The 23,263-nt window shown below is 33.7% G+C and carries 14 protein-coding genes and 1 tRNA gene; 10 read left to right on the plus strand and 5 right to left on the minus strand.

The features are described from left to right. Positions 1-15: 15 nt before the first annotated feature. From BUC29_RS13160 to ypfJ, 7 genes are all read left to right on the plus strand, one after another. On the plus strand, positions 16-1,209 hold the full coding sequence (locus tag BUC29_RS13160; RefSeq protein ID WP_073416634.1) for an SH3 domain-containing protein: 1,194 nt from the start codon (positions 16-18) through the stop codon (positions 1,207-1,209). Positions 1,210-1,259: 50 nt separating this feature from the next. After that, positions 1,260-2,078: a 3-methyl-2-oxobutanoate hydroxymethyltransferase gene (gene panB, locus BUC29_RS13165; RefSeq protein WP_073416635.1), complete on the plus strand. Its 819-nt coding sequence runs from the start codon at positions 1,260-1,262 to the stop codon at positions 2,076-2,078. 179 nt (positions 2,079-2,257) lie between these two features. Beyond that, positions 2,258-2,947 (plus strand): RluA family pseudouridine synthase, encoded by a 690-nt coding sequence (locus BUC29_RS13170; protein WP_073416636.1) that lies wholly within the window; start codon positions 2,258-2,260, stop codon positions 2,945-2,947. A 76-nt stretch (positions 2,948-3,023) separates the two neighbouring features. Continuing rightward, entirely contained in the window at positions 3,024-4,352 is a 1,329-nt protein-coding gene (locus BUC29_RS13175) for an aldehyde dehydrogenase (protein ID WP_073416637.1), read from the plus strand. Positions 4,353-4,468: 116 nt separating this feature from the next. Further along, entirely contained in the window at positions 4,469-5,263 is a 795-nt protein-coding gene (locus tag BUC29_RS13180; RefSeq protein WP_073416638.1) for a hypothetical protein, read from the plus strand. A gap of 91 nt (positions 5,264-5,354) precedes the next feature. Continuing rightward, positions 5,355-9,407, plus strand: coding sequence for a PAS domain S-box protein (locus tag BUC29_RS13185; protein WP_073416639.1), 4,053 nt, complete (start codon positions 5,355-5,357; stop codon positions 9,405-9,407). A 92-nt stretch (positions 9,408-9,499) separates the two neighbouring features. Then, a complete protein-coding gene (gene ypfJ, locus BUC29_RS13190) occupies positions 9,500-10,348 on the plus strand; it encodes a KPN_02809 family neutral zinc metallopeptidase (protein ID WP_073416640.1) in 849 nt (282 codons plus the stop codon). Between the two features lie 416 nt (positions 10,349-10,764). On the opposite strand, the gene BUC29_RS13195 is transcribed toward ypfJ, so the two are convergent. From BUC29_RS13195 to BUC29_RS13215, 5 genes are all read right to left on the minus strand, one after another. Beyond that, positions 10,765-10,838: transfer RNA gene (locus tag BUC29_RS13195), tRNA-His, on the minus strand. A 66-nt stretch (positions 10,839-10,904) separates the two neighbouring features. Beyond that, on the minus strand, positions 10,905-11,621 hold the full coding sequence (gene bshB1 / locus BUC29_RS13200; protein WP_073416641.1) for a bacillithiol biosynthesis deacetylase BshB1: 717 nt from the start codon (positions 11,619-11,621) through the stop codon (positions 10,905-10,907). 81 nt (positions 11,622-11,702) lie between these two features. Further along, positions 11,703-12,767 carry a chorismate-binding protein gene (locus BUC29_RS13205; protein ID WP_073416642.1) on the minus strand — a complete coding sequence of 355 codons (1,065 nt, stop codon included), beginning with the start codon at positions 12,765-12,767 and terminating at the stop codon, positions 11,703-11,705. Further along, positions 12,760-14,820, minus strand: a complete 2,061-nt coding sequence (locus BUC29_RS13210; protein ID WP_073416643.1) for a M48 family metallopeptidase — start codon at positions 14,818-14,820, stop codon at positions 12,760-12,762. The genes BUC29_RS13205 and BUC29_RS13210 overlap by 8 nt, the downstream gene beginning before the upstream one ends. 32 nt (positions 14,821-14,852) lie before the next feature. Next, positions 14,853-15,281 carry a PaaI family thioesterase gene (locus BUC29_RS13215; RefSeq protein ID WP_073416644.1) on the minus strand — a complete coding sequence of 143 codons (429 nt, stop codon included), beginning with the start codon at positions 15,279-15,281 and terminating at the stop codon, positions 14,853-14,855. Positions 15,282-15,555: 274 nt separating this feature from the next. On the opposite strand from BUC29_RS13215, the gene BUC29_RS13220 reads away from it, so the two are divergent. From BUC29_RS13220 to purL, 3 genes are all read left to right on the plus strand, one after another. Beyond that, positions 15,556-17,064, plus strand: a complete 1,509-nt coding sequence (locus BUC29_RS13220) for a hypothetical protein (RefSeq protein WP_073416645.1) — start codon at positions 15,556-15,558, stop codon at positions 17,062-17,064. Positions 17,065-17,418: 354 nt separating this feature from the next. Then, entirely contained in the window at positions 17,419-19,257 is a 1,839-nt protein-coding gene (locus BUC29_RS13225) for an endonuclease (protein WP_073416646.1), read from the plus strand. 324 nt (positions 19,258-19,581) lie between these two features. Beyond that, a complete protein-coding gene (gene purL / locus BUC29_RS13230; protein WP_073416647.1) occupies positions 19,582-23,235 on the plus strand; it encodes a phosphoribosylformylglycinamidine synthase in 3,654 nt (1,217 codons plus the stop codon). Positions 23,236-23,263: the final 28 nt, after the last annotated feature.

Consider the following 23,263-nt stretch of genomic DNA (forward strand, 5'->3'; position numbering starts at 1 on the left):
AAACAAAAATACTTCATGAAAAAATTCTACTTCTTACTTGCATTTTTCTGCTCAATTTTACTGCATTCACAAGAACGATATTTTATTAATTCAGATACTCGTCTATATACTTCTGCGAATACTTCTAATTTTTTAGGTTATTTTAAATACGGTGCTCAAGTACAATTATTATCAGAAAATTTAAATGGATGGTATAAAGTCCAGGCTGATAATTTAACCGAAGGATATGTTCCGGGTAAATTTATATCCAAGTCATTAAATGCAAGTGATATTAAAACCACAGATCCTGAGAATCCAATTATTTTTGGAGGCGATAATTATCACGGCAGTAATCATCTTTTTGTATTGGCCGCTGGTTTAAAAGCAAGAAGTTTACCTGATAAAAATTCAAAAATTAGAGAAATTTTATTTACAGGAGATCCTGTTACTATTGATTATCTTCCAAAAAATGAAGACGAATGGGTTAATATATCCGGAAGTTTTGATCCCGAATATGCTAGATTTACGTTAAGAAAATTTGTTGGAAAAAGACCTGACATGAAGGTTTTACTAAAAGACTTTGATAATTTAAACGTAGAAAATATAGCTGACCGAAAAACGATCAGCGAACGAATTGTTGAACTGGCATGGAATAGCGACAAAACTACTCTGCTTCCGGCGTATCAAAGATATTACGAAGTTATCAAGCAATTAAACGATCCTAAACTTCTTGCTGATACCGAATTGAATATGGCTATAGCCAGGGGTTTAATGAAATCTAAAAAGGCAGAAGAAATTTTTGCATTTACCAAAAAAGCAGAATTCAGCCTGAAAGGGACAAAAACAAGATCATTGTATTTATCTCAAACCGAATTAGTAAAAATCTTTGGAAAACCAACAAAAAAAGCAAATGTCAGCGATGAATGCGGCATTTATTTAAGTGATTTATTTTACTATTATCCTGACTTAGAAGTTTCTGTTGATGAAAAGAAAAATCAGGCCGAAATTGTAAAGGTCTTCATAAACGAAAACAACAAATTGATTATTAACGCAAACTCAATTTTAGATAATTCGATATCAGAAAAAGCTTTCATTGAAAAATATGGAACTTATATCGAAGCTTCGTTAAAATCGCCTCATAAATATTCTATTGTAATGGAAGACAGTCAGTTTAGATTAGAATTTAAAGACGGAAAACTTTTTTCTGTCGAAATATTCTTTTATTGCTGATTCCCTTTTTACAATTATTCAATACTTTTACATTATCAAAAAAAATTAAAATGTCAGTAGCAAAAAAAGATTATAAAAGAATCACAACAAAGTCATTAATTGAAATGAAAAGCAACGGAGAAAAAATCTCTATGCTTACCGCGTATGATTATACAATGGCTAAAATTGTTGATACTGCCGGAGTCGATGTGATTCTAGTAGGAGATTCTGCTTCAAACGTTATGGCGGGTCACGAAACGACTCTGCCAATTACTTTAGATCAAATGATTTATCATGCTTCCTCTGTAGTTCGTGCTGTAGAAAGAGGTTTGGTTGTTGTAGATTTACCTTTCGGAAGCTACCAGTCTGACCCTAAAGAAGCTTTGCGTTCTGCTATCAGAATTATGAAAGAAAGCGGCGGACATGCTGTTAAATTAGAAGGTGGGAAAGAAATTAAAGAATCTATCAAAAAAATATTGAATGCGGGAATTCCGGTTATGGGACATTTGGGTTTAACACCTCAATCAATCTATAAATTTGGAACATACAGCGTTCGCGCAAAAGAAGAACAAGAAGCCGAAAAACTTATCGAAGATGCTCAAATGCTTGAAAAAGTAGGATGTTTTGCAGTTGTTCTTGAAAAAATCCCTGCAGATTTGGCTGAAAAAGTTGCAAAAAGCATCTCAATCCCAGTTATCGGAATTGGTGCCGGCGGCGGCGTTGACGGTCAGGTTTTGGTCATTCACGACATGCTGGGAATGAATAATGAATTCAGTCCGCGTTTTCTTCGTCGTTATTTAAATTTATATGAGTTAATGACAAAAGCTATTGGTCAATATGCTGCTGATGTCAAGTCTAGTGATTTTCCTAATGCTGGGGAACAATATTAATTTTTTTTGAGGCTCTAAGTCGCTAAGGTTCTGAGATACTAAGGTTTTAAACTCAAAGAGACAAGGCAGCAAAGACTCAAAGGTTTACATAAATTGCCTCCAGCTTTAGCTGGAGGTTTATTTTTAATTTCTCTAATGGCTTTAGCCAAATTTTCTCCAATCTAAATTTCAATTAAAAAATGAAAATTCTTTCTAACAAAAGTAATTTACAGATACTTCATGAAGACAATCACATTATTGTGGTTAACAAACGTGTGGGTGATATTGTGCAAGGAGACAAAACTGGCGACAAACCTTTATCAGACATTGTGAAACAATATATTAAAGAGAAATACAACAAACCCGGGGATGTATTTTTAGGGGTAATTCATCGTTTGGACAGGCCCACAACGGGAATTGTTGTTTTTGCCAGAACCAGTAAAGCTTTATCACGAATGAATGAGTTGTTCAGCAATCGTGAAACTAAAAAAACATATTGGGCTGTAGTAAAGAATAAACCTGCCGAAGCATCGGCCAAATTGGTTCATTATTTAAAAAGAAACGAAAAAAACAATACTTCAAAAGCGCATTTAAAAGAAGTTCCGGATAGTAAACTGGCAAGTTTGGATTATAAAATAATCAAGGAACTTCAAAACTATACGGCTCTGGAAATTAATCTTCACACTGGGCGTCATCATCAAATCAGGGCACAATTGTCGGCAATTGGTTCTCCAATAAAAGGGGATTTAAAATATGGTTTTGACCGAAGTAACCCCGACGGCGGAATTCATCTTCATGCCAGAAAACTCGTTTTTATCCATCCGGTTTCAAAAGAAAACATCACTATTATTGCTCCGGTTCCTGATGAAACGGTTTGGAAAGCGGTATGATTTTTATGATTAAATTGTAATTTTTTTAATTTTTATCGATTAACTTGCATATCCTAAAAAACAAGCTAATCAGGAAATGGACTTCAAAAACGACATCGGATACAGAAAAGAAACGCTGAAAAAGTTATTACATAACATTAAAGAAAGCGAAGATTTAATTGTAAAAGCTTTATACGATGATTTTAAAAAACCTGAATTTGAAGCGGTTTTAACTGAAACGAATTATGTTATTTCGGAATTAAAAGATACTATTAAGAACATTAATTCCTGGGCAAAACCAAAACGTGTCTTTCCTTCTATTCTTAACTTTCCTTCTTCAGACTATATTTATAAAGAACCTTACGGAAAGGTTTTAGTAATTGCTCCGTGGAATTATCCGTTTCAACTAGCTTTATGTCCTTTAATTTCTGCTGTTGCAGCAGGAAACAGGGTCGTATTAAAACCTTCAGAACTTACTCCGCATACTTCTTCTGTCATTGCCAAAATTATTCAAAAAACATTTCATGTTAACCATGTTGAAGTTTTTGAAGGCGGTGTTGAAGTTTCAAATAAATTATTAGCCGAACGCTGGGATTATATCTTTTTTACCGGAAGTGTTTCTGTTGGAAAAATCGTTGCAAAAGCTGCAGCCGAAAATCTGACTCCAGTAACTTTAGAGTTAGGAGGAAAAAATCCTTGTGTTATCGATGAAACGGCAAATTTAAAATTAGCCGCAAAAAGAATTGTCTGGGGAAAATTTATAAATGCCGGACAAACCTGTATCGCTCCGGATTATATTTTAATCCAGAAAAACATGAAAGTCAATTTTATTTCGTTTTTAATGGAAGAAATTGTAAAAGCTTATGGAAAAAAAATAGACAAATCTCCAGATTTTGCACGAATAATAAATACTAAAAACTGGGTTCGTTTAGATCAGATGATTGAACGCGAAAAAGTAATTTTTGGAGGAGAAACCAATCACGACAAATTATATATTTCTCCAACTTTAATTGAAGAACCTAGTCTGGACAGTCCGGTTATGAAAGAAGAAATATTTGGACCAATTTTGCCAATTCTAACTTATGAAACAGAATCTGACATTCACAACGTAATTAGTAAGTACGAAAAACCTCTCGCATTTTATATTTTTAGCGAAAATAAATCATTTGCTAAAAAATTAATTGCAAATTACTCTTTTGGAGGAGGTTGCATAAACGATACAGTAGTCCATTTTTCTAATAAAAGACTGCCTTTTGGCGGTGTCGGTCATAGCGGAATTGGTGCTTATCACGGTAAATTGAGCTTTGATATTTTCTCTCATCACAAAGCGATGGTCAAAAAGGGCAACTGGCTTGATCTGCCTATGCGTTACGCACCTTACAAAGATAAACTGGCTCCAATAAAACGCATTTTAGACTGGCTTTAAATTACTAAACAATTTTAGTAATGTTTGTAGATTTTTATTCGAAATTGATTTAAAATATTATATTTACGTCAACAATTATTTAAGATTAGGAATATAATACAACTCTACTTTTTAAAATGAAATCTACACTTGAACAAATTGAGGACATCAAAAGAGATGGCTATTCAATAGATTTTTCTAATGTTTTTAATGATGCTTTTGAAAACTATAAAAAAATAGCTGTTTATTCCGGGATAGTAATGTTAGTATTAACCCTTGTTCTTTTTTTACTATTTACAGTATTAGGAACAATTTTTGGTGATTTAAAAGGCTGGTCAGAAAATTTGGTTAAAATTCTTGGAAACCAAAATACATCTTCAGTAGAATATATAATTCTGATCGCTTCAATAACATTTATAACTGCTTTATTTACTCCTTTTGGCGCTGGATTTTTAAAAATGGCACAATATGCAGATAAAGACCAGAAATTTGATTTTGCGGCCATTTTCAGTTATTATAAAGCACCTTATGTATTCCCATTAATTTCTACAGCTTTTATTTTAGGAGTTGTAAGCGGTTCGATTTCTTATTTTTTCGAAAGCGTGGGAGCTGGCTTTGCAGGCACTGCATTTTCATTGTTTATTTCCTACTTTACATTTTTTACAATTCCACTAATTGTTTTTGGAAATTTAAATGTTTTTAGCGCTATTAAATCAAGTTTAATCCTTGTAAGCAAAAACCCAATAACTATTTTTGGCCTTTTTATTATAGGTTATATTGGCTCAGTTGTAGGGGTTGTTATCTGCGTTGTCGGGGTGTTTTTTACAGCCGTATTCAATACCTCTATAACTTACGCAGCTTATTTTTCTATTTTTGATGATGAAGAAAAACGAGATCCGATTGACTCAATCGGCAGATCGGATTTAGAATAAAACAAAAATTCTAAGAATTTAAAGAGCCTGACCATCTCTTTAAATTAGAATTTTAATTGCTATTTACTAAACCAAACTTACCCCAAAATCTATGGTAGAACGCTGTAGTTTTTTCAGTTTATGGTTTTCAGGAATTGCCAGTTTTGGCAATACCCTGAAATCAATTATGACAAATTGGTACGTTTTTAATTCAGATATTATTTTTTACAATAATCCCAAATTTATTATTCTCGGTCTTTCATTACTGGGCTTTTTGGGTTTACTGGTTTATCAGTTTTTCCGCATCAAAGCAAAAATTGGAAATTTCATCGAAAAAAAGAAAGAGGCTGAAACAGCAGGGAGAGAATATCAGCTTTATATTTTGTTTTTTGGAATTGCGGTTATTGTAATCGAAATTATAAATGAAATTTTTAAAATAAGACCAAAAAGTTTATTGGTTGTAAATGTTTCAATTGGTTTCTTTGTTCTTGTAACCTATATAGTTACTGATAAAGTAAAATGGCTAAGAGACAGAATTCAGAAGATTTTTATTTTCAGCTTCTTTATTTATATCAGCTACGTTTGCTACAACATTGTTTTCCTGTATAATGATGTTGTTCCGATAATCGTTTTTTTAATCTCTTTTTTCTTTTCATACAACATTTTAAAACCAATAAAAATTTACTGGTTTTTTGTGGCAATCGTTTTTGTATTTCTTATTTCGACCGTAGTATTTCATCTTATTCCACTAAAATCCTCTATTTTATTGATAAATTTCTGCATCCTGATTTTCATTATCAATCAGGTAAAATATGCAGTTTTACAAAATAATCGAGATAATTTCAGGTTTACCAACGAAATTGTCCACAAAGGAAATTCCTTAACAATTGCGACGGATAAAAAAGGCGAAATATTATTTTGCAGCGAAACTATAACTTCAATTTTAGGTTATCAGCCGGAAGAAGTTATGGGATTAAATTTTTGGAGACTCACAAAAGGCGATGAATACCATAAGAATATCACCCCGATAAATCGTGAAGAAAACAAAATTTATACCCGAAAACTGAAGAGCAAAAATGGAGAATATAAATACATTCAATGGAAAGATAAAAAATTCTCCGATGATTTAATTATCAGTATTGGTCAGGATGTTACCGAGCAGGTTATAGTACAGGATCAATACAAAAACTTAATTCAAACCGCAACCGATATTATTTTTGAAGTTGATGCCGATGGTCATTTTACTTTTATAAATGAAATTGCCTATTCGCTGCTGGGTTATGCCGAAGATGAAATAATCCAAAAACATTACTCGAATTTTATTCATGAAAATTATTCGATGACAGCAGTTGATTTTTATGAAAATTTTGAAAATAACGGAAACAAATTCCCAATAATAGAACTTCCTATTTTAAAGAAAAACGGACAGGAATTATGGATTTCGCAAAAGATAATTATTCGTAAAAATGATTTAGATCAAACTATTGGTTTTGCGGGAATTGCACGAGATATTACCGAAATTAAAAATGCAGAAAACGAGAAAAAAAGACGTCTCGAAAAAATCGAAGCATATAATAATTCTACTAAAAAATTATCTACAACCGATTTTAGTACTTACAATAACTTAAATACTGTTATTGATTATATTATTAAAGAAGCTTCGACTGTAAGCAAATCAAATCGCGTTAGCTTTTGGAAATACTCCAGAGACCTTATTACCTGCAAAAACCTATACAGCGTTGATAATCAAAACCTGACTGATAAAAATATTCTGGACAAGGAATCGTATCCTATATATTTTGAAACCTTAAAAAACAAAGCCATAATAAACGCACCAGACGTTTTTAATAAACTGGAAACATCAGAATTTCAAACGCTTTATTTTACCAAAAACAAAATAAAATCAATGCTGGATGTTCCGATTTTTTTAAGCGGACAACTGGCTGGTGTGGTTTGTTTTGAAAGTACCGAAGAACAAAGAGATTGGGATAATGAGGATATTAATTATGCCCGAACGATTTCGGATGTTATTTCGCTTGCCATTTCGATGCAGATGCGTTTGGAAACAGAACGCCGATTAGAATTCAAAAGTCAGCTTTTATCGGCACTTTCGCTTTGTACAGAGAAATTTTTGCTGAGTAAATCTACAGAGCAAATGTTTCAGGAAACGTATGATTTAATTGGAAAAGCCTCAAAAGCAGATCATATGTTTTATTATGAACGAGACTTTACAACCAATACCGTTTCGCAAAAATACAAATGGTCCAGAAAAGGAATTCCGCATCAAATTACACCTTTGCGCCACATGAGCGAAGATAATCTGAACGAAATTTTCGAAGCTGCAAAAAATAAACGCATCGTAAACACTTTTACAAGAAAGTTAGAAGATGGATTTTTTAAGCAACTGCTAATCAATAATGAAATAAAATCAATCCTGATTCTTCCGTTGTATATCAACGATATTTTTACCGGATTCATTGGCTTTGACGACTGCACCAAAGAACGAAGATGGTCTGAAGAAGAGATATATATTTTTCAGGTTTTGGCCAATAATATTTCATCTGCATTAGAAAGAAACCGAAATGAAAGCAAGATTATTGAAAGTGAGGAAAAATTCAAATTAATTGCCAATAATATTCCGGGAACGGTTTATCTGTCTAAGTTTGATGCATTTTCGACTAAAATTTTCCTAAACGATGAAATTTATAATTTAACCGGATATTCTAAAGCAGAATTTATCGAAAACAATTTGTCGTTCTTATCACTTATTCACCATGAAGATCGGGACGAAGTTATTAATAATCAAATCGATAATCTTCAAAACGGAGTTCCTCTGCATAACGTTTACCGAATTAAACGAAAAACCGGCGAATATATCTGGGTTGAAGAATTTGGAGACGTTATTAAAAAAGGTGATGAAATTGAATTTGTAGGAGGAATTTATTTTGATATCACCAATAAAAAAGAAACCGAAGATGCGATTAAAGCCAAACAACTAGCCGAAGCTGCCAATAAATCAAAATCTGATTTTCTGGCCAATATGTCGCACGAAATCAGAACTCCTTTGAATGGAATTATTGGTTTCACTCATTTATTGATGAAAACTGAATTAGAAGAAATTCAGGAAAAATACATGACAACCATTAATCAATCGGCACATTCTTTATTGGAAATCATCAATGATATTCTCGATTTCTCTAAAATCGAAGCTGGAAAACTGGAGCTCTTTATCGACTTATATGATATTAAAAAAGTATTGGGTCAGGTTTTCGATTTAATTGTTTTCGAATCCAATCAAAAAAATCTGCAGCTGGAACTGAATGTTGATCCGGATGTCCCGAAATATATCTGGACCGATATTGTCAGAATAAAACAAATCCTGATTAATCTGCTTTCAAATGCAGTAAAATTCACCAATGAAGGTTCTATCAAATTGAATGTTTCTGTTTTGGAAAAAAACAAAAACAACAATTGCACTATTCGTTTTTCTGTAATTGATACCGGAATTGGGATTATGGAGAAAAACCAGAAAAAGATTTTTAAAGCATTCTCGCAGGCAGATAGTTCTACAACAAGAAAATTTGGCGGAACAGGTTTAGGATTAACAATTTCAAATCAGCTCTTGGCCTTAATGGAAAGCCGACTACAGCTCGAAAGTACAATTGGTGAAGGCAGTAACTTTTTCTTCGATTTAAATTTAAAAACCAGCAATCAGAGTATTAACGAAAAATATAATAACGAACTTAAAAATTTAAATGCAGCGACCGTAGAAAATCATATCGAAACCAATAACAAAAGCATACGTTTCCTAATTGTTGAAGATAATAAGGTAAATATGCTGCTGCTAAAAACGATTGTAAAAAACCTCTACAATAACGCTTTTATTTACGAATGCGAAAATGGCTATGAAGCTGTAAAACAATTCGAAAGCATAAATCCAACGCTTGTATTTATGGATATTCAAATGCCTATTATGAATGGTTATGAAACTACAAAAGCCATCAGAAATACCATTGCAGGAAAAAATATTCCAATTATTGCTGTAACAGCTGGAGCAGAAAAAGAGGAACGCAACAAATGTATTTCTGCCGGAATGGACGATTATATTTCAAAACCTATCATGAAAGGTTCAGTAGAAGAAACTTTGGTAAAATGGTTAAAATAATTAAAACTAAATGGCCTGAAATAATTAGTAATTGCTAAAAATTCTATAAATTCGTACAAGAAAAAACTTAAAAAGCTTAAATACAATTTACTATGAAATGGCAAGGCAGAAGACAAAGTGATAATGTAGAAGACCGCAGAGGAATCTCAGGAGGAAAAATTGCAGTTGGAGGCGGCGTTATTGGAATAATTATTCTGCTTCTTAATGTCTTTGGAGGTGAAAACGCAAAACTTATTACTCCTGTTTTAGAACAAATGCAGGGCGGGCAAACACAAACTGAAGCTGCTGCACCATTAAGCGAAGAAGATAAACAATTAGGAGAATTCGTAAAAGTTACTTTAGCTGATACAGAAGATATTTGGGGGAAAATATTTGCCGAAAATGGTATGACCTATAAAAACCCAAAATTAGTCCTTTTCAAAGGCTCTGTGCAAACTTCATGTGGAGGTGCTTCATCTGCATCAGGGCCATTTTATTGTCCGGCAGATCAAAAAGTGTACATGGATTTAGGATTTTTTGAAGAACTTAAGACAAGATTTGGTGCTAAAGGCGGAGATTTTGCCATTGCTTATGTTATTGCTCATGAAATTGGCCATCACGTTCAGACCTTATTAGGAACATCTGCCAAAATGCATCAGGAACAAGAAGGAAAAAGTCAGGCCGAAGCCAATAAACTTTCAGTAGCTTTAGAATTACAGGCCGATTTTTACGCTGGAGTCTGGGCGCATTATAATCAGAAAAATTTAGATGATGGTGATATAGAAGAAGCCTTAAGTGCTGCCAATGCAGTTGGAGACGATGCTATTCAAAGTAAAATGCAGGGACAAATTGTTCCGGACTCTTTTACACACGGAACATCAGAACAAAGAATGTACTGGTTTAAAAAAGGTTTTAAAACAGGCGACATTAATCAAGGTACAACCTTTGAAGAAATTCGATAATACATTAAACCAAATTATAATAACCACCAAAAGCATGATTTAACCGTCATGCTTTTTTTTTGTTTTACAGCATATAAGTGATGTAAGTTCATTTTAGATTGCTTTGTGTTTATTTCAATGCAAATTAATTATAAGTCATATTAGCAAACATAGACAGCGGTTTAAACCGCTAAGACGAAACGATAAGACAACGCATTTTATACAAAACGCACCCAAAACGTCCTCAAGGTTGAAACCGCGGACTATATTTGAAATACAAAAAAATTTAGATATAAGAATATTGAGCTATTTTCTTTTTAAACTTATTAATTACAGCATTCAAGCATAAATCTAAAATGACCTTATATAACTTATATGGTTCAAAAAAAGTTAAACGCACAAAAAAAGCCTTGAATTTCTTCAAGGCTTTAAATCTGGGTGGCTGACCGGGTTCGAACCGGCGACCCGCGGCACCACAAACCGCTACTCTAACCAGCTGAGCTACAACCACCATTTTTGCTTAGCGAGTGCAAATATATAACAAAGGTTGAGTTCTACAAAGAAAAAAATGAAAAAATTACAACAAATTTTCTAAGCTATTGACTGCCAAACACCTTTCAACAGTAAAACCTTCCGCAAAATCTTTTCCAACTAGTCTTCCTAAGTCCTGCGCACGATAATTTAAGCTTTCAAAGAAGTTTTTACTAGTAATTGGCGTAGCAGGTTCTTTTGAATCTGGATCATAAAATTGTGTTTTATAAGCCGAAATTGCTTCTACTTTCTTTTTTTCAAATCCTGTTATATCTACTACAAAGTCCGGAGTAATATTTTTCCACTGAATATAATGATAAACTACTTTTGGTCTCCAGGCTTCTTGTTTTTCTCCATCAATTGAAGTTTCGATTTTCATCAATCCAGATAAAAAGCAGGCATCAGAGACTAATTTACTTCCTTTTCCGTGATCAATATGTCGATCGTCGATTGCGTTGCACAAAACAATTTCCGGTTTGTATTTTCGGATCATTTTTATGACCTCTAATTGGTGTTTTTCATCGTTAACAAAAAAACCATCACGAAGACCTAAATTCTCACGAACAGAAACACCTAAAATCTTTGCCGCAGCTTTTGCTTCTTCATCTCTAATTTCAGCAGTTCCACGCGTTCCTAATTCGCCGCGTGTTAAATCCACAATCCCTACTTTTTTCCCTAAGGAAACTTCTTTTAAAATTGTCCCGGCACAACCTAATTCTACATCATCAGGATGTGCGCCAAAGGCTAATATGTCTAATTTCATTATTTTTTGTTTCAAGTTTCAAGTTTCAGGTTTCAAGTTGTCAACAGAACTTGAAACCTGAAACCTGAAACGATTTATAAACTATTTTTTCAAAACTCTTTTCATCGTCATTGATTTATTGACGCTTTCCTCCCACTCTTTTTCAGGAACACTTTCTTTTGTAATGCCGCAGCCCATGTATAAAATCGCAGTTTTATCCTGAATCTGCATGCTGCGCAAATTTACAAATAAATCAGAACTAGTTTTACTGCCGGCAAAACTGCTGTTTAATTCGCCCAGAAAACCCGTATAGAAAGTTCTGTCGTAATTTTCATTTTCAATAATAAATGCTTTTGCTTTTTTCTTTGGCAGTCCGCAAACGGCAGGCGTTGGATGAAGCGTATCAATTACTTCCTCTAAAGTCGAATTTTCATTTAAAACTCCCGAAATATCCGTTTTAATATGCCAGATCGATCCGGCTTTTAAGCTATATGGTTCTGTAACCACAACTGAATTGGCAACTTCACGTAAACGTTTTACAATAAAATCAGTTACGTATTGCTGTTCGTCTTTTTCTTTCTGTCCCCAGCTGATTTCGGTTTCCAGATTTGCTTTTTGCGTTCCTGCCAAAGCAGTTGTTTCAAAAACATTTCCGTTTGCTTTTAAAAGCTGCTCTGGCGTTGCTCCCATCCAAAATCCAATTTTAGGATGAAAAAAACAATAACAAAAAGTAGTTGGATATAATTGAACCAAATGCTGAAACGTTTCAGAAAAATCAAATTCAGATAAATTTACTCTTTCGCTTCGGGATAAAACTACTTTTTTGAATTCTTCATTTTTAATGGCTTCAATTCCTTTTGAAACCAAATCTTCGTATTGTTTTTTAGCTTCAGCATTAAAATTCAGATCATCAATTTCTGTTGATTCAAATGCTGTAATTTCTTTTTCAGTCGTAATAATTTCCGATTCGCTTTCAGGAATTAAAACGAGTTGTTTTTCATCAAAAGAAGCAAAAACAAATCCTTTTTCACTGTAATCAGTAATTTTATATAAAGTGTTATTTTGTTGTAAAAGGCCAAAAACACTTGTTGTATTAGGTTTAGAATACATTACAAAAGGTAAGTTTTGATTGTAATGTTGTTTTATTTTTGTGAAAAAATTATTCATGATTTAAAAGTTGAGCTTCATATTCTAAAAGCTCTTTTTTAGTTTGAAAGAATGTTTTTGATATAACAGTCTGATAATTATTCAAAGATTCAGAAAGTAATTTTAATACTTCTTCCAGATATTGATTTCCATTAAAATATTTCCAGTCTTCAGATAAATATTTATTAAAAGCAACTCTCATATCGATTGTTATAGCTTTTCTATAAATATCGTCTTCCAGCATTTTTTCTATTTCATTTTTAAATTTGTCTTCTTCTATTTTAAGCAAACGCATATTCTGTTCGATAACATCTATTGTACAGGTTCTGTAGATAAATTCAGAAGCATTCATCATTTTTATATAAAAATCGATTTTTTCATCGTAGCTTTTATCTAACAGGAAAAGATCTTTATAATGCTGCTTTAATTCTTCGGCTTTATTTTGATTATCTGCCAAAGTTAAAAAGTAGAAATAGATTTGTTTGTCGTTTTCAAGAACGTCTTCTTTAATTTTCTTCAAATCCAGTTCTAGTTCGTTTACTAATTCCTGAGCATCTTTAGAAGACATTTTATGTCCGTCGTACGAAAATGATTTTATTTTAAAATTCCCGCCTGCAATTTGTTTTAATACATTGACATCATTTTCTAATGAAATAGAATTATAAACTAAATCTACAGCCGAATTGCTGAATAATTCTTTAAGATCTTTATTTGAAGATTCTTTTCCTAATAAATCTATGTCAAAAACTTCAGGATTTTTGTTATCGTAATATTTATTGAAAATCTCATTAAATGAATTCGTAAAAAAATCTTTTTCATATTCATTAATAAAATCTTCGTTTTTATGAAAAACAACTGCGTTAGAATATTTTATTGACGAAAAGAGTTTATTGGTAAATTTACTCTGCAATGCAACTCCATCCTGAAACAATCCAATCGCTAGTGCTTTACTATCGTTTGTTACATCCAGATTTAACCTTTCTAATTCTTTAATTCGATCTTCGGTACTTGGGTGAGTTTCCCATTTATTTTCGATAACCAGTTTTGATTTATTAAATCTGTTTAAAAAATCCGGAGTTAATTGAGGTAAATCATTTTCAACGTGTAAATTGCTGTTTGTGGCAATAAAATTCATTACAAATGACTGCTGCTGATATAAGTTTTCTGTTGCAATTGAATCTGGAATTTTCTTTCCGTAATAATCTAAAACAGCATTAAAAGAATGATCTGCAAGATCTAATCTCAATAACGATGTAATCAAAGGTCTTGATCCTGTAACACTTGCCGCAACGGCATCAGCATGAAACTCCATTTGCCTTGATAATGCGCGGTAACTAATATTTACAACATTATAAACCTGCTGCAAAACCCACTGAATTCCTGTTACAATTTTAACGGCAACCATAGTAAAAAAAGCAAAATATCCGTTAACACTTCCCCAGCTTTGTGCAATAGAATTATACGAATCATTGTCGTAAAGCATGTTATGAATAATTTGATTTACATTGTAAACATAACTTCCTACTTTCATACTTTTTTGAGAAAAATGTCCAAATTCGTGTGCCAAAATAGCTTTAAGCTCAATTTCTGAAACTGAATTTACAAGTCCAACCCCAATCTGCAGATTTTTCTTGATAGGCAGAAACATGCTCCAAAAAGTAGAATCATAAAAAACACAAGCATTTACATCAGATGACAAATAAACCTTTTTAGGAAAATCGGTTTGGACTTTGTTTACAATTTCATCAATAAAAGCAAATAATCTTGGTTCTTCAGCGCGGGTAATTTCGATTAAATGAGAACGGTCTACCTTATGTTTTACAAACATAAATTTGAAAAGAAAAACCAAAACGAGTAATCCCATGCACAATAACCCTGCTCCAATCATAATGGTTACAAACATTGGTTTTATAGCTATAATTGCTATTCCGCCAATAACTGCTAAAGCGGTAATACCTATTCCGGAAAGAATTAAAAGGATATAAATTAATAAAAAGAACAAAACAGAAAGAATCGCTTTTGTGGTCATCTTTTTGAAAGTAGAAGAAACCGGAGCTTTGTAATTTTGGGTCATTAAATTTTAAATAATTAAGTGATGCAGGATTTTTAAATTTTCTTTTTCTCTAAAACAATATTAGTTAGTTTGCAAAGCGAAATCAAATTTCCTGCTTCGTCTGTAATTTTAATTTCCCAAAGATGAAGGCTTCTTCCTTTGTGAATAATTCTGGCTGTGCCAAAAACGACACCTTCTCGAATACTTTTTAAATGATTTGCAGAGATTTCGATTCCGCGGACTTCCTGTTCTTTTGGATTTATAAAAAAATGAGAAGCCGCACTTCCTACACTTTCTGCCAACGCTACAGAAGCGCCGCCATGAAGCAGTCCCATTGGCTGGTGAACACTTGGATTTACTGGCATTTTTGCCGTTAAAAAATCTTCTCCGGCGTCGATATATTCAATTTTTAGCGTTTCCATCAACGTGTTTTTAGAAAACTCATTGCAATACGCTATAATTTGTTCTTTTGTATAGTTCATTAAAATAGACTTTAAAATCGTAAAATTAAAGAAAAGATGAGATACAAATCTAAAATCATATTCTAAAATTAAAATTCAACTTCAAACATGTAAGTTTTTTGCTATTTTTACAAAAACAATCAAACATTAATCTTTGGCTTTTTTGGGCCACAGATTACACAGATTAGAAGGATTTCGAAATACTTTGCGTTGAATTTTTTCGCCGCGAATTCACGAATTCTTCTAATCTAAAAAATAAATAATTCGTGAATTCGCGGCTAAAAAAACTATTCAAATGCGTCAATACTTTGTACTTTTTATTTTCGGAATAATTCTGGCTTTTAGTTCTTGCCGAACTGATTTTGACACCGTTGCCAGTACCGGAGATTTGAAGTTTTCAAAAGACACTGTTTATTTGGATACTGTTTTTAAAAATATTGGTTCAAGTACTTATCAGTTAAAAGTTTATAACCGAAGTAAAAACGATATTTCGATTCCGATTATACAACTTAAAAAAGGATTAAACTCTAAATACAGAATGACCGTTGACGGAATGACCGGCAACAACGGAAAAATATTTAAAGATGTTACGCTTTTAGCAAAAGACAGTTTATATATTTTCATAGAAACTACTGCTGATATTACTGATGCTGACCCGACAGATTTTTTGTATACTGATGAAATTCAGTTTGACAGCGGCGCTAATCTGCAGGAAGTTGCACTGGTAACCTTGATTCAGGATGCTGTTTTTCTTTATCCAAAACAAAATGCCGACGGAACGAAAGAAAAAATCCAAATTGACGGTAAAGATGTTGACGGATTTTATCTTGACGAAAATGATTCTGAAAACGGAAACGAACTTATTTTTACCAAACAAAAACCTTATGTAATTTATGGGTATGCCGGAGTTCCGGAAAATAAAACGGTAACTTTTGAAGCCGGAGCGCGAGTTCATTTCCATTCTAATTCTGGTTTGTATGTTGGGAATAAAGCTACTCTTCAAATTAATGGAGATATTTCAACAACCGAAAAACTTGAAAAAGAAGTTATTTTTGAAGGCGATCGTTTGGAATCTCTTTATTCTGATATTCCGGGGCAATGGAAATCTGTAATTTTTGCAAGCGGAAGTACAAATCACTCGATCAATCACTTAACTTTAAAAAATGCCGTTGTTGGTTTAGATTTTAAAAATCCGCTAAACACCATTGAAATTAAAAACACACAAATTTACAATTGCGTCGAATATGGAATTCTGGCTCAAAACGCTCACATCAATGGCGAAAATATTGTAATTAATTATGCCGGAATTTCGAGTTTATCCTGCGTTTATGGCGGAAGTTACAGTTTTACACATTGTACTTTCAACAATAATTGGCAAAACAGTTCACATTTTGCGGTTAATTTAAGTAATAGTCTGGCAGGAGCAACTCCGGAAACAAATCCGTTAACACAGGCTACTTTCAATAATTGTATTATTTACGGCTCCAGCACGAATGAATTTAATTTACAAAAAAATACAAGTGCCGCTTTTGTTTACCAGTTAAATAATTGTCTTTTGAAATTTGGCAACACATCAAATGCTGATTATCAATTTAAAACTGATACGGAACATTATAACAACATCATTTTAAATGAAAATCCGAAGTTTTATAATGTTTCTAAAAATCAGTTGAATATTGATAAAACTTCTTCCGCTTTCGCGAAAGGGAATCAGGCGTATAGTATTCCGTTAGATATTTTAGGAATTACCAGAACTTCTCCTCCTGATTTGGGCGCTTATCAAAGTAAAGATTTTCCGAAGTAAAATTTTTAAACCATATAAAAAGTCCGTTGGAAAATAGTTCTTCAGTATAAATAAGTGCCGTTAGGCACTAAATATCGGTAGAAAAACATAAATGGAGAATAATTAAGCGTGCCGTAGGTACGCGATAAAATAATATTGCGTACCTACGGCACGCCAGCTAACTTTAGATCTATTGGCTACCGATTTTATGTGCCTAATGGCACAAGACCCACCAGTAAGAAAATATACCTAAAAATAAACATCGCTTAACGTTTCGTATTCATAAAAGTAATAGATTTGCTACAATACTTATTTAAAATTCTAAAAATCAGATTTTTAAAAAGTATTATAACCAAACCTAAAACCCCTATTTTTATGAAAAAAAACTACTTTTTACTGTTATTGTTGTTTTCTGCAATTGGCTTTGCTCAGATTCCATCCGGTTATTACAATACTGCAACCGGAACGGGTTACACTTTAAAAACTCAATTGTATAATATTATTAAAGGTCATACTGATAACGGATATGCAGGTTTATACACCACATATCAAACTTCTGACGTTGATAATTTTTATGAAAATGACGGAACAGTATTAGACATGTATTCTGAAAATCCATCAGGAACAGATCCATACAATTACAGCACAGGAAGTACACAACGATGCGGAAATTATTCTGCAGAAGGCGATTGCTACAACAGAGAACATATAATTCCACAATCAGTTTTTAATGAGCAGTCTCCAATGGTTGCCGATGCACATTTCATCACCCCAACCGACGGAAAAGTAAACGGAATGCGTTCTAACTATCCACACGGAACTGTTAGTACTGCAACGTATACTTCTCAAAACGGAAGTAAACTAGGGTCAAGTTCTGTTTCTGGATACTCTGGAACCGTTTTTGAACCAATCAATGCTTTCAAAGGCGATATTGCAAGAATGTATTTTTACTTTGCTACACGATATGAAAATACAGTTGCAGGATATTCTTATGCCATGTTTAATGGTTCAAACAACCAAGTTTTTACAACGGATTTCTTAAATATGCTTTTGGCGTGGCACGCGCAGGATCCTGTAAGTGCAAGGGAAATTGCAAGAAACAATGCAGTGTATGCACGTCAGGGAAATAGAAATCCATATATTGATCATCCGGAATATGTAAATCAAATTTGGGGCGGAACTCCTTCTGGAGACACTCAGGCACCAACTACTCCAACAAGTTTAGCTTCGACTTCAAAAACTGCAACTTCAATTTCACTTTCGTGGACAGCATCTACAGACAATGTAGCCGTAACGGGTTACGATGTTTATGCAAACAGCGCTTTAAAAACAACTGTTTCTGGTACAACAGCTACAATTACGGGTTTAACAGCTTCCACAGCTTATTCTATTTATGTAAAAGCAAAAGATGCGGCTGGAAATACTTCTGCATCAAGCAACACCATTTCGGTTACAACAAACAGCTCAGGCGGAACGGCTACCGATTTACTTTTCTCAGAATATATTGAAGGTTCTGGAAATAACAAAGCTTTAGAAATCGCCAACAATACCGGAAATTCTGTTAGTTTATCGGCTTATACCATTAAAAAACAAACTAATGGTTCTGGTTCGTGGAGTACAGGTTTGGCTTTGAGCGGAACTTTAGCAACCGGAAGCAAATTTGTAATTGTAAACAGTTCTATTTCTTCAACTTGCTTTTCACCAGGTTCAGCAAATATTTCAACAACAGCAACTGAATTGACTTTTAATGGAAATGATGCTGTAGGTTTATTCAAAAACGGAGTTTTAATCGATATCATTGGAACTTTTAATGGCGGAACTGCCAATTTTGCCATTGATGTAACTTTAAGAAGAAAATCTACTGTTACTTCTCCAAGTACAACTTTTAATTTAAGTGCTCAATGGGATTCGTACTCATCTGACACTTGTAATAATCTAGGAAGCAAAATAGTAAAACCTGCAGAAGAAATTGTAGAAACTTCAGATGAAATTGTAATTTATCCAAATCCTTCTGACGGAAATTTCTACGTTGGTTTAGACTGTTTAGATTCGCCTTATTCAATAGAAATTCTTTCTTTTTCAGGACAAAAAGTTTTCGAAAAACAAAATGCTGCAGATTCTGTAATATCAGTAAGTCATCTTTCGAGCGGAATTTATTTGGTTAAAATCGAAAAAGATTCAAAAACAATTATTAAAAAAATAATCATCAACTAAATATTTTTTTCACACAGATTCAGCAGATATTGCAGATCAGGAAAACTTAATAAATATTGACACAGATTTATTAATAACTCTAAACCCATTAAATCTGCACAATCTGCTTAATCTGCGTGAAACAAAAAAACTCAGTACATAAAAAAAACCTTAGATCCTTAGCATCTTATTAACTTAGCACCTCAATAAAAAACGGATAAATTCTTAATTTTTAGCCTAATTTCAGAGCAAGTTCATTTTTTTCAAAAGAGTTTGTTATCAAATTTGCGCCTGCTATTTATTTACACTAAATTTGCAGCTCAATACAACAAACTACACATCACAATGATCCATTTCTTTGAAAACCAAAGCAAAACTGTTTTTGCCGTACAAACGCAAAACGAAATTTCAGCTCAAGACATTTCAAAATTAAACTGGCTTTTTGCCGACGCGAATAAGATCGAAAAATCCGCACTGACGGATTTTTTTGTTGGTCCACGCGCCACTATGATCACTCCATGGAGTACAAATGCTGTAGAAATCACTCAAAATATGGGTATTCCCGGCATTATCAGAATTGAAGAATTTCATCCGGCAACGGAAGATTTTACCGATTTTGACCCAATGCTTTTTCAAAAATTCAATCAATTAGATCAGGAAATTTTCACTATCAACATTCAGCCGGAACCAATTCTGGAGATTGATGATATTGCTGCTTACAACAAAGTGGAAGGTTTAGCTTTAAGCGAAGAAGAAGTTGATTACCTAAACAATCTTTCAACTAAACTAGGAAGAAAATTAACCGATTCTGAGATTTTTGCTTTCTCTCAGGCAAACTCAGAGCACTGCCGTCACAAAATCTTCAACGGAACATTTGTAATCGACGGAGAAGAAAAAGAAACTTCTCTTTTTAAATTAATCAAAAAAACATCTCAGGAAAACCCAAACGATATTGTGTCTGCTTACAAAGACAACGTTGCTTTTGTAAAAGGACCAAAAGTGCAGCAATTTGCACCAAAATCGGCAGACAAACCTGATTTTTACGAAATAAAAGAATTTGATTCTGTAATCTCTTTAAAAGCAGAAACACACAATTTCCCAACAACAGTTGAGCCTTTCAATGGAGCTGCGACTGGTTCTGGAGGAGAAATTCGTGACCGTTTAGCCGGAGGACAAGGATCATTGCCATTAGCAGGAACTGCAGTTTACATGACTTCATATTCTCGTTTGAACGATGACAGAAAATGGGAAAATGCAGTTGAAGAAAGAAAATGGTTGTACCAAACACCAATGGATATTTTAATCAAAGCTTCAAACGGAGCTTCTGATTTTGGAAATAAATTCGGTCAGCCGCTTATTACAGGTTCTGTTTTAACTTTTGAACACGAAGAAGACAACCGTAAAATTGGTTACGATAAAGTAATCATGCAGGCGGGTGGAATTGGTTACGGAAAACTAGATCAATCTATCAAACACAAACCAAAAGAAGGCGATAAAATTGTAATTCTTGGTGGAGAAAATTATAGAATCGGAATGGGTGGTGCTGCGGTTTCTTCTGCAGATACAGGCGCTTTCGGTTCAGGAATCGAGTTAAATGCCATTCAGCGTTCAAATCCTGAAATGCAAAAACGTGCTGCAAACGCAATTCGTGGTTTAGTAGAAAGTGATAACAATCCAATTGTTTCGATACATGATCACGGTGCGGGTGGACACTTAAACTGTCTTTCGGAATTAGTGGAAGAAACTGGAGGTTTAATCGATTTAGATAAATTGCCAGTTGGAGACCCTACTCTTTCTGCAAAAGAAATTATCGGTAACGAATCTCAGGAAAGAATGGGATTGGTTATTGGTCAAAAAGATATCGATACATTACAAAGAATTGCTGATAGAGAGCGTTCGCCAATGTACGAAGTTGGAGATGTTACGGGAGATCACCGTTTTACTTTCCAATCGCAGTCAAACGGTTCAAAACCGATGGATTATGCTTTAGAAGATTTCTTCGGAAGTTCTCCAAAAACGGTTATGACTGATAATACCGTTGACAGAAAATATACTGACGTTGCTTATAACGCTGCAGATTTTGAATCATACTTAAAAGACGTTTTACGTTTAGAAGCTGTTGCTTCAAAAGACTGGTTAACAAACAAAGTTGACCGTTGTGTTGGAGGAAAAGTAGCAAAACAACAAAATGCAGGTCCGTTACAATTGCCATTGAATAATGTTGGAGTTATGGCTCTGGATTATTTAGGAAAAGAAGGAATTGCAACTTCTATTGGTCACGCTCCTATTGCTGCGTTGATCGATCCGGTTGCGGGAAGTAGAAATGCGATCGCAGAATCGTTATCAAATATTATCTGGGCTCCAATTAAAGATCAGTTAAAAGGAATTTCATTATCTGCAAACTGGATGTGGGCTTGTAAAAACGAAGGCGAAGATGCTCGTTTATACGAAGCTGTACAAGGTTGTTCTGATTTTGCCATCGAATTAGGAATCAATATTCCGACAGGAAAAGATTCACTTTCAATGAAACAAAAATATCCAAACGACGAAGTAATCGCACCGGGAACGGTTATTATTTCGGCTGCTGGAAACTGTACAGATATTAGAAAAGTAGTTGAACCAGTTTTACAGAAAAATGGAGATTCAATCTATTATATCAATTTGTCTCAGGATGATTTCAAACTTGGAGGTTCATCTTTTGCACAAATCAGAAACACAATCGGAAACAAAACTTCTACAATTAAAGATTCGGCTTTCTTCAAAAATGCTTTTAATACAGTTCAGGAATTAATCGGCGAAAGCCAAATTTTAGCAGGTCACGATATCGGAAGCGGTGGTTTAATCACTACTTTATTAGAAATGTGTTTTGCTGATGTGAATTTAGGAGCAAAAATTGATTTCAGCGCTTTCGCGGAAAAAGACTTATTGAAAATCCTTTTCGCAGAAAACATCGGAATTGTTTTCCAGGCAAAATCTGATGCAGCTGTTGAAGCTAAATTAAATGCAAACAACATCGAATTTTTCAAATTAGGAAAAGCGACAACTACTGAGACTTTAGACCTTGGACCTTGGACTTTAGACATAAAAGCTTACAGAGACGTTTGGTTTGAAACTTCTTATTTATTAGATCAAAAACAATCTAAAAACGGAAGAGCTCAGGCGCGTTTTGAAAACTATAAAAATCAGGTTTTAAATTATACTTTCCCTGCACATTTTACAGGAAAGAAACCAGAAATAGACAACTCTAAACCGAGACCAAAAGCGGCGATTATCCGTGAAAAAGGAAGTAATTCTGAGCGTGAAATGGCAAATGCTATGTACTTAGCAGGTTTTGACGTAAAAGACGTTCACATGACCGATTTAATTTCTGGTCGTGAAACGCTTGAAGATATTCAGTTTATTGGAGCTGTTGGAGGTTTCTCTAACTCTGACGTTTTAGGTTCTGCTAAAGGTTGGGCTGGAGCTTTCTTATACAACGAAAAAGCAAAAACAGCTTTGGATAATTTCTTCAAAAGAGAAGATACGCTTTCTGTTGGTATCTGTAACGGATGTCAGTTGTTTATGGAATTAGAAGTTATTAATCCGGAACACGAAGTTCACGGAAAAATGCTTCATAACGAAAGCCAGAAACACGAAAGTATCTTTACTTCTGTAAAAGTTCAGGAAAATAACTCAGTTATGTTATCGACTTTGGCTGGAAGTACTTTAGGAGTTTGGGTTTCTCACGGAGAAGGTAAATTCAAATTGCCGTATTCAGAAGATCAATACAACATTGTTTCTAAATATGCTTACGAAGGATATCCTGCAAACCCTAACGGTTCTGATTACAACACAGCAATGATGTGTGATAAAACAGGAAGACACTTAGTAATGATGCCTCACATTGAGCGTTCGACTTTCCAATGGAACTGGGCACATTATCCAAAAGACAGAAATGACGAGGTTTCGCCTTGGCACGAAGCTTTTGTTAATGCCAGAAAATGGATTGAGAAAAACTAAGAAATATATTTTATTAAAAACGCCCGAT

The sequence above is a fragment of the Flavobacterium defluvii genome (genome assembly GCF_900129555.1).
GTDB classification, from domain to species: Bacteria; Bacteroidota; Bacteroidia; order Flavobacteriales; family Flavobacteriaceae; genus Flavobacterium; species Flavobacterium defluvii.

Coding starts and splice junctions, on each gene's coding strand:
- BUC29_RS13160 (WP_073416634.1), top strand. CDS start 16: ATGAAAAAATTCTACTTCTTACTTGCATTTTTCTGCTCAATTTTACTG.
- panB (WP_073416635.1), top strand. CDS start 1,260: ATGTCAGTAGCAAAAAAAGATTATAAAAGAATCACAACAAAGTCATTA.
- BUC29_RS13170 (WP_073416636.1), top strand. CDS start 2,258: ATGAAAATTCTTTCTAACAAAAGTAATTTACAGATACTTCATGAAGAC.
- BUC29_RS13175 (WP_073416637.1), top strand. CDS start 3,024: ATGGACTTCAAAAACGACATCGGATACAGAAAAGAAACGCTGAAAAAG.
- BUC29_RS13180 (WP_073416638.1), top strand. CDS start 4,469: ATGAAATCTACACTTGAACAAATTGAGGACATCAAAAGAGATGGCTAT.
- BUC29_RS13185 (WP_073416639.1), top strand. CDS start 5,355: ATGGTAGAACGCTGTAGTTTTTTCAGTTTATGGTTTTCAGGAATTGCC.
- ypfJ (WP_073416640.1), top strand. CDS start 9,500: ATGAAATGGCAAGGCAGAAGACAAAGTGATAATGTAGAAGACCGCAGA.
- bshB1 (WP_073416641.1), bottom strand. CDS start 11,621: ATGAAATTAGACATATTAGCCTTTGGCGCACATCCTGATGATGTAGAA.
- BUC29_RS13205 (WP_073416642.1), bottom strand. CDS start 12,767: ATGAATAATTTTTTCACAAAAATAAAACAACATTACAATCAAAACTTA.
- BUC29_RS13210 (WP_073416643.1), bottom strand. CDS start 14,820: ATGACCCAAAATTACAAAGCTCCGGTTTCTTCTACTTTCAAAAAGATG.
- BUC29_RS13215 (WP_073416644.1), bottom strand. CDS start 15,281: ATGAACTATACAAAAGAACAAATTATAGCGTATTGCAATGAGTTTTCT.
- BUC29_RS13220 (WP_073416645.1), top strand. CDS start 15,556: ATGCGTCAATACTTTGTACTTTTTATTTTCGGAATAATTCTGGCTTTT.
- BUC29_RS13225 (WP_073416646.1), top strand. CDS start 17,419: ATGAAAAAAAACTACTTTTTACTGTTATTGTTGTTTTCTGCAATTGGC.
- purL (WP_073416647.1), top strand. CDS start 19,582: ATGATCCATTTCTTTGAAAACCAAAGCAAAACTGTTTTTGCCGTACAA.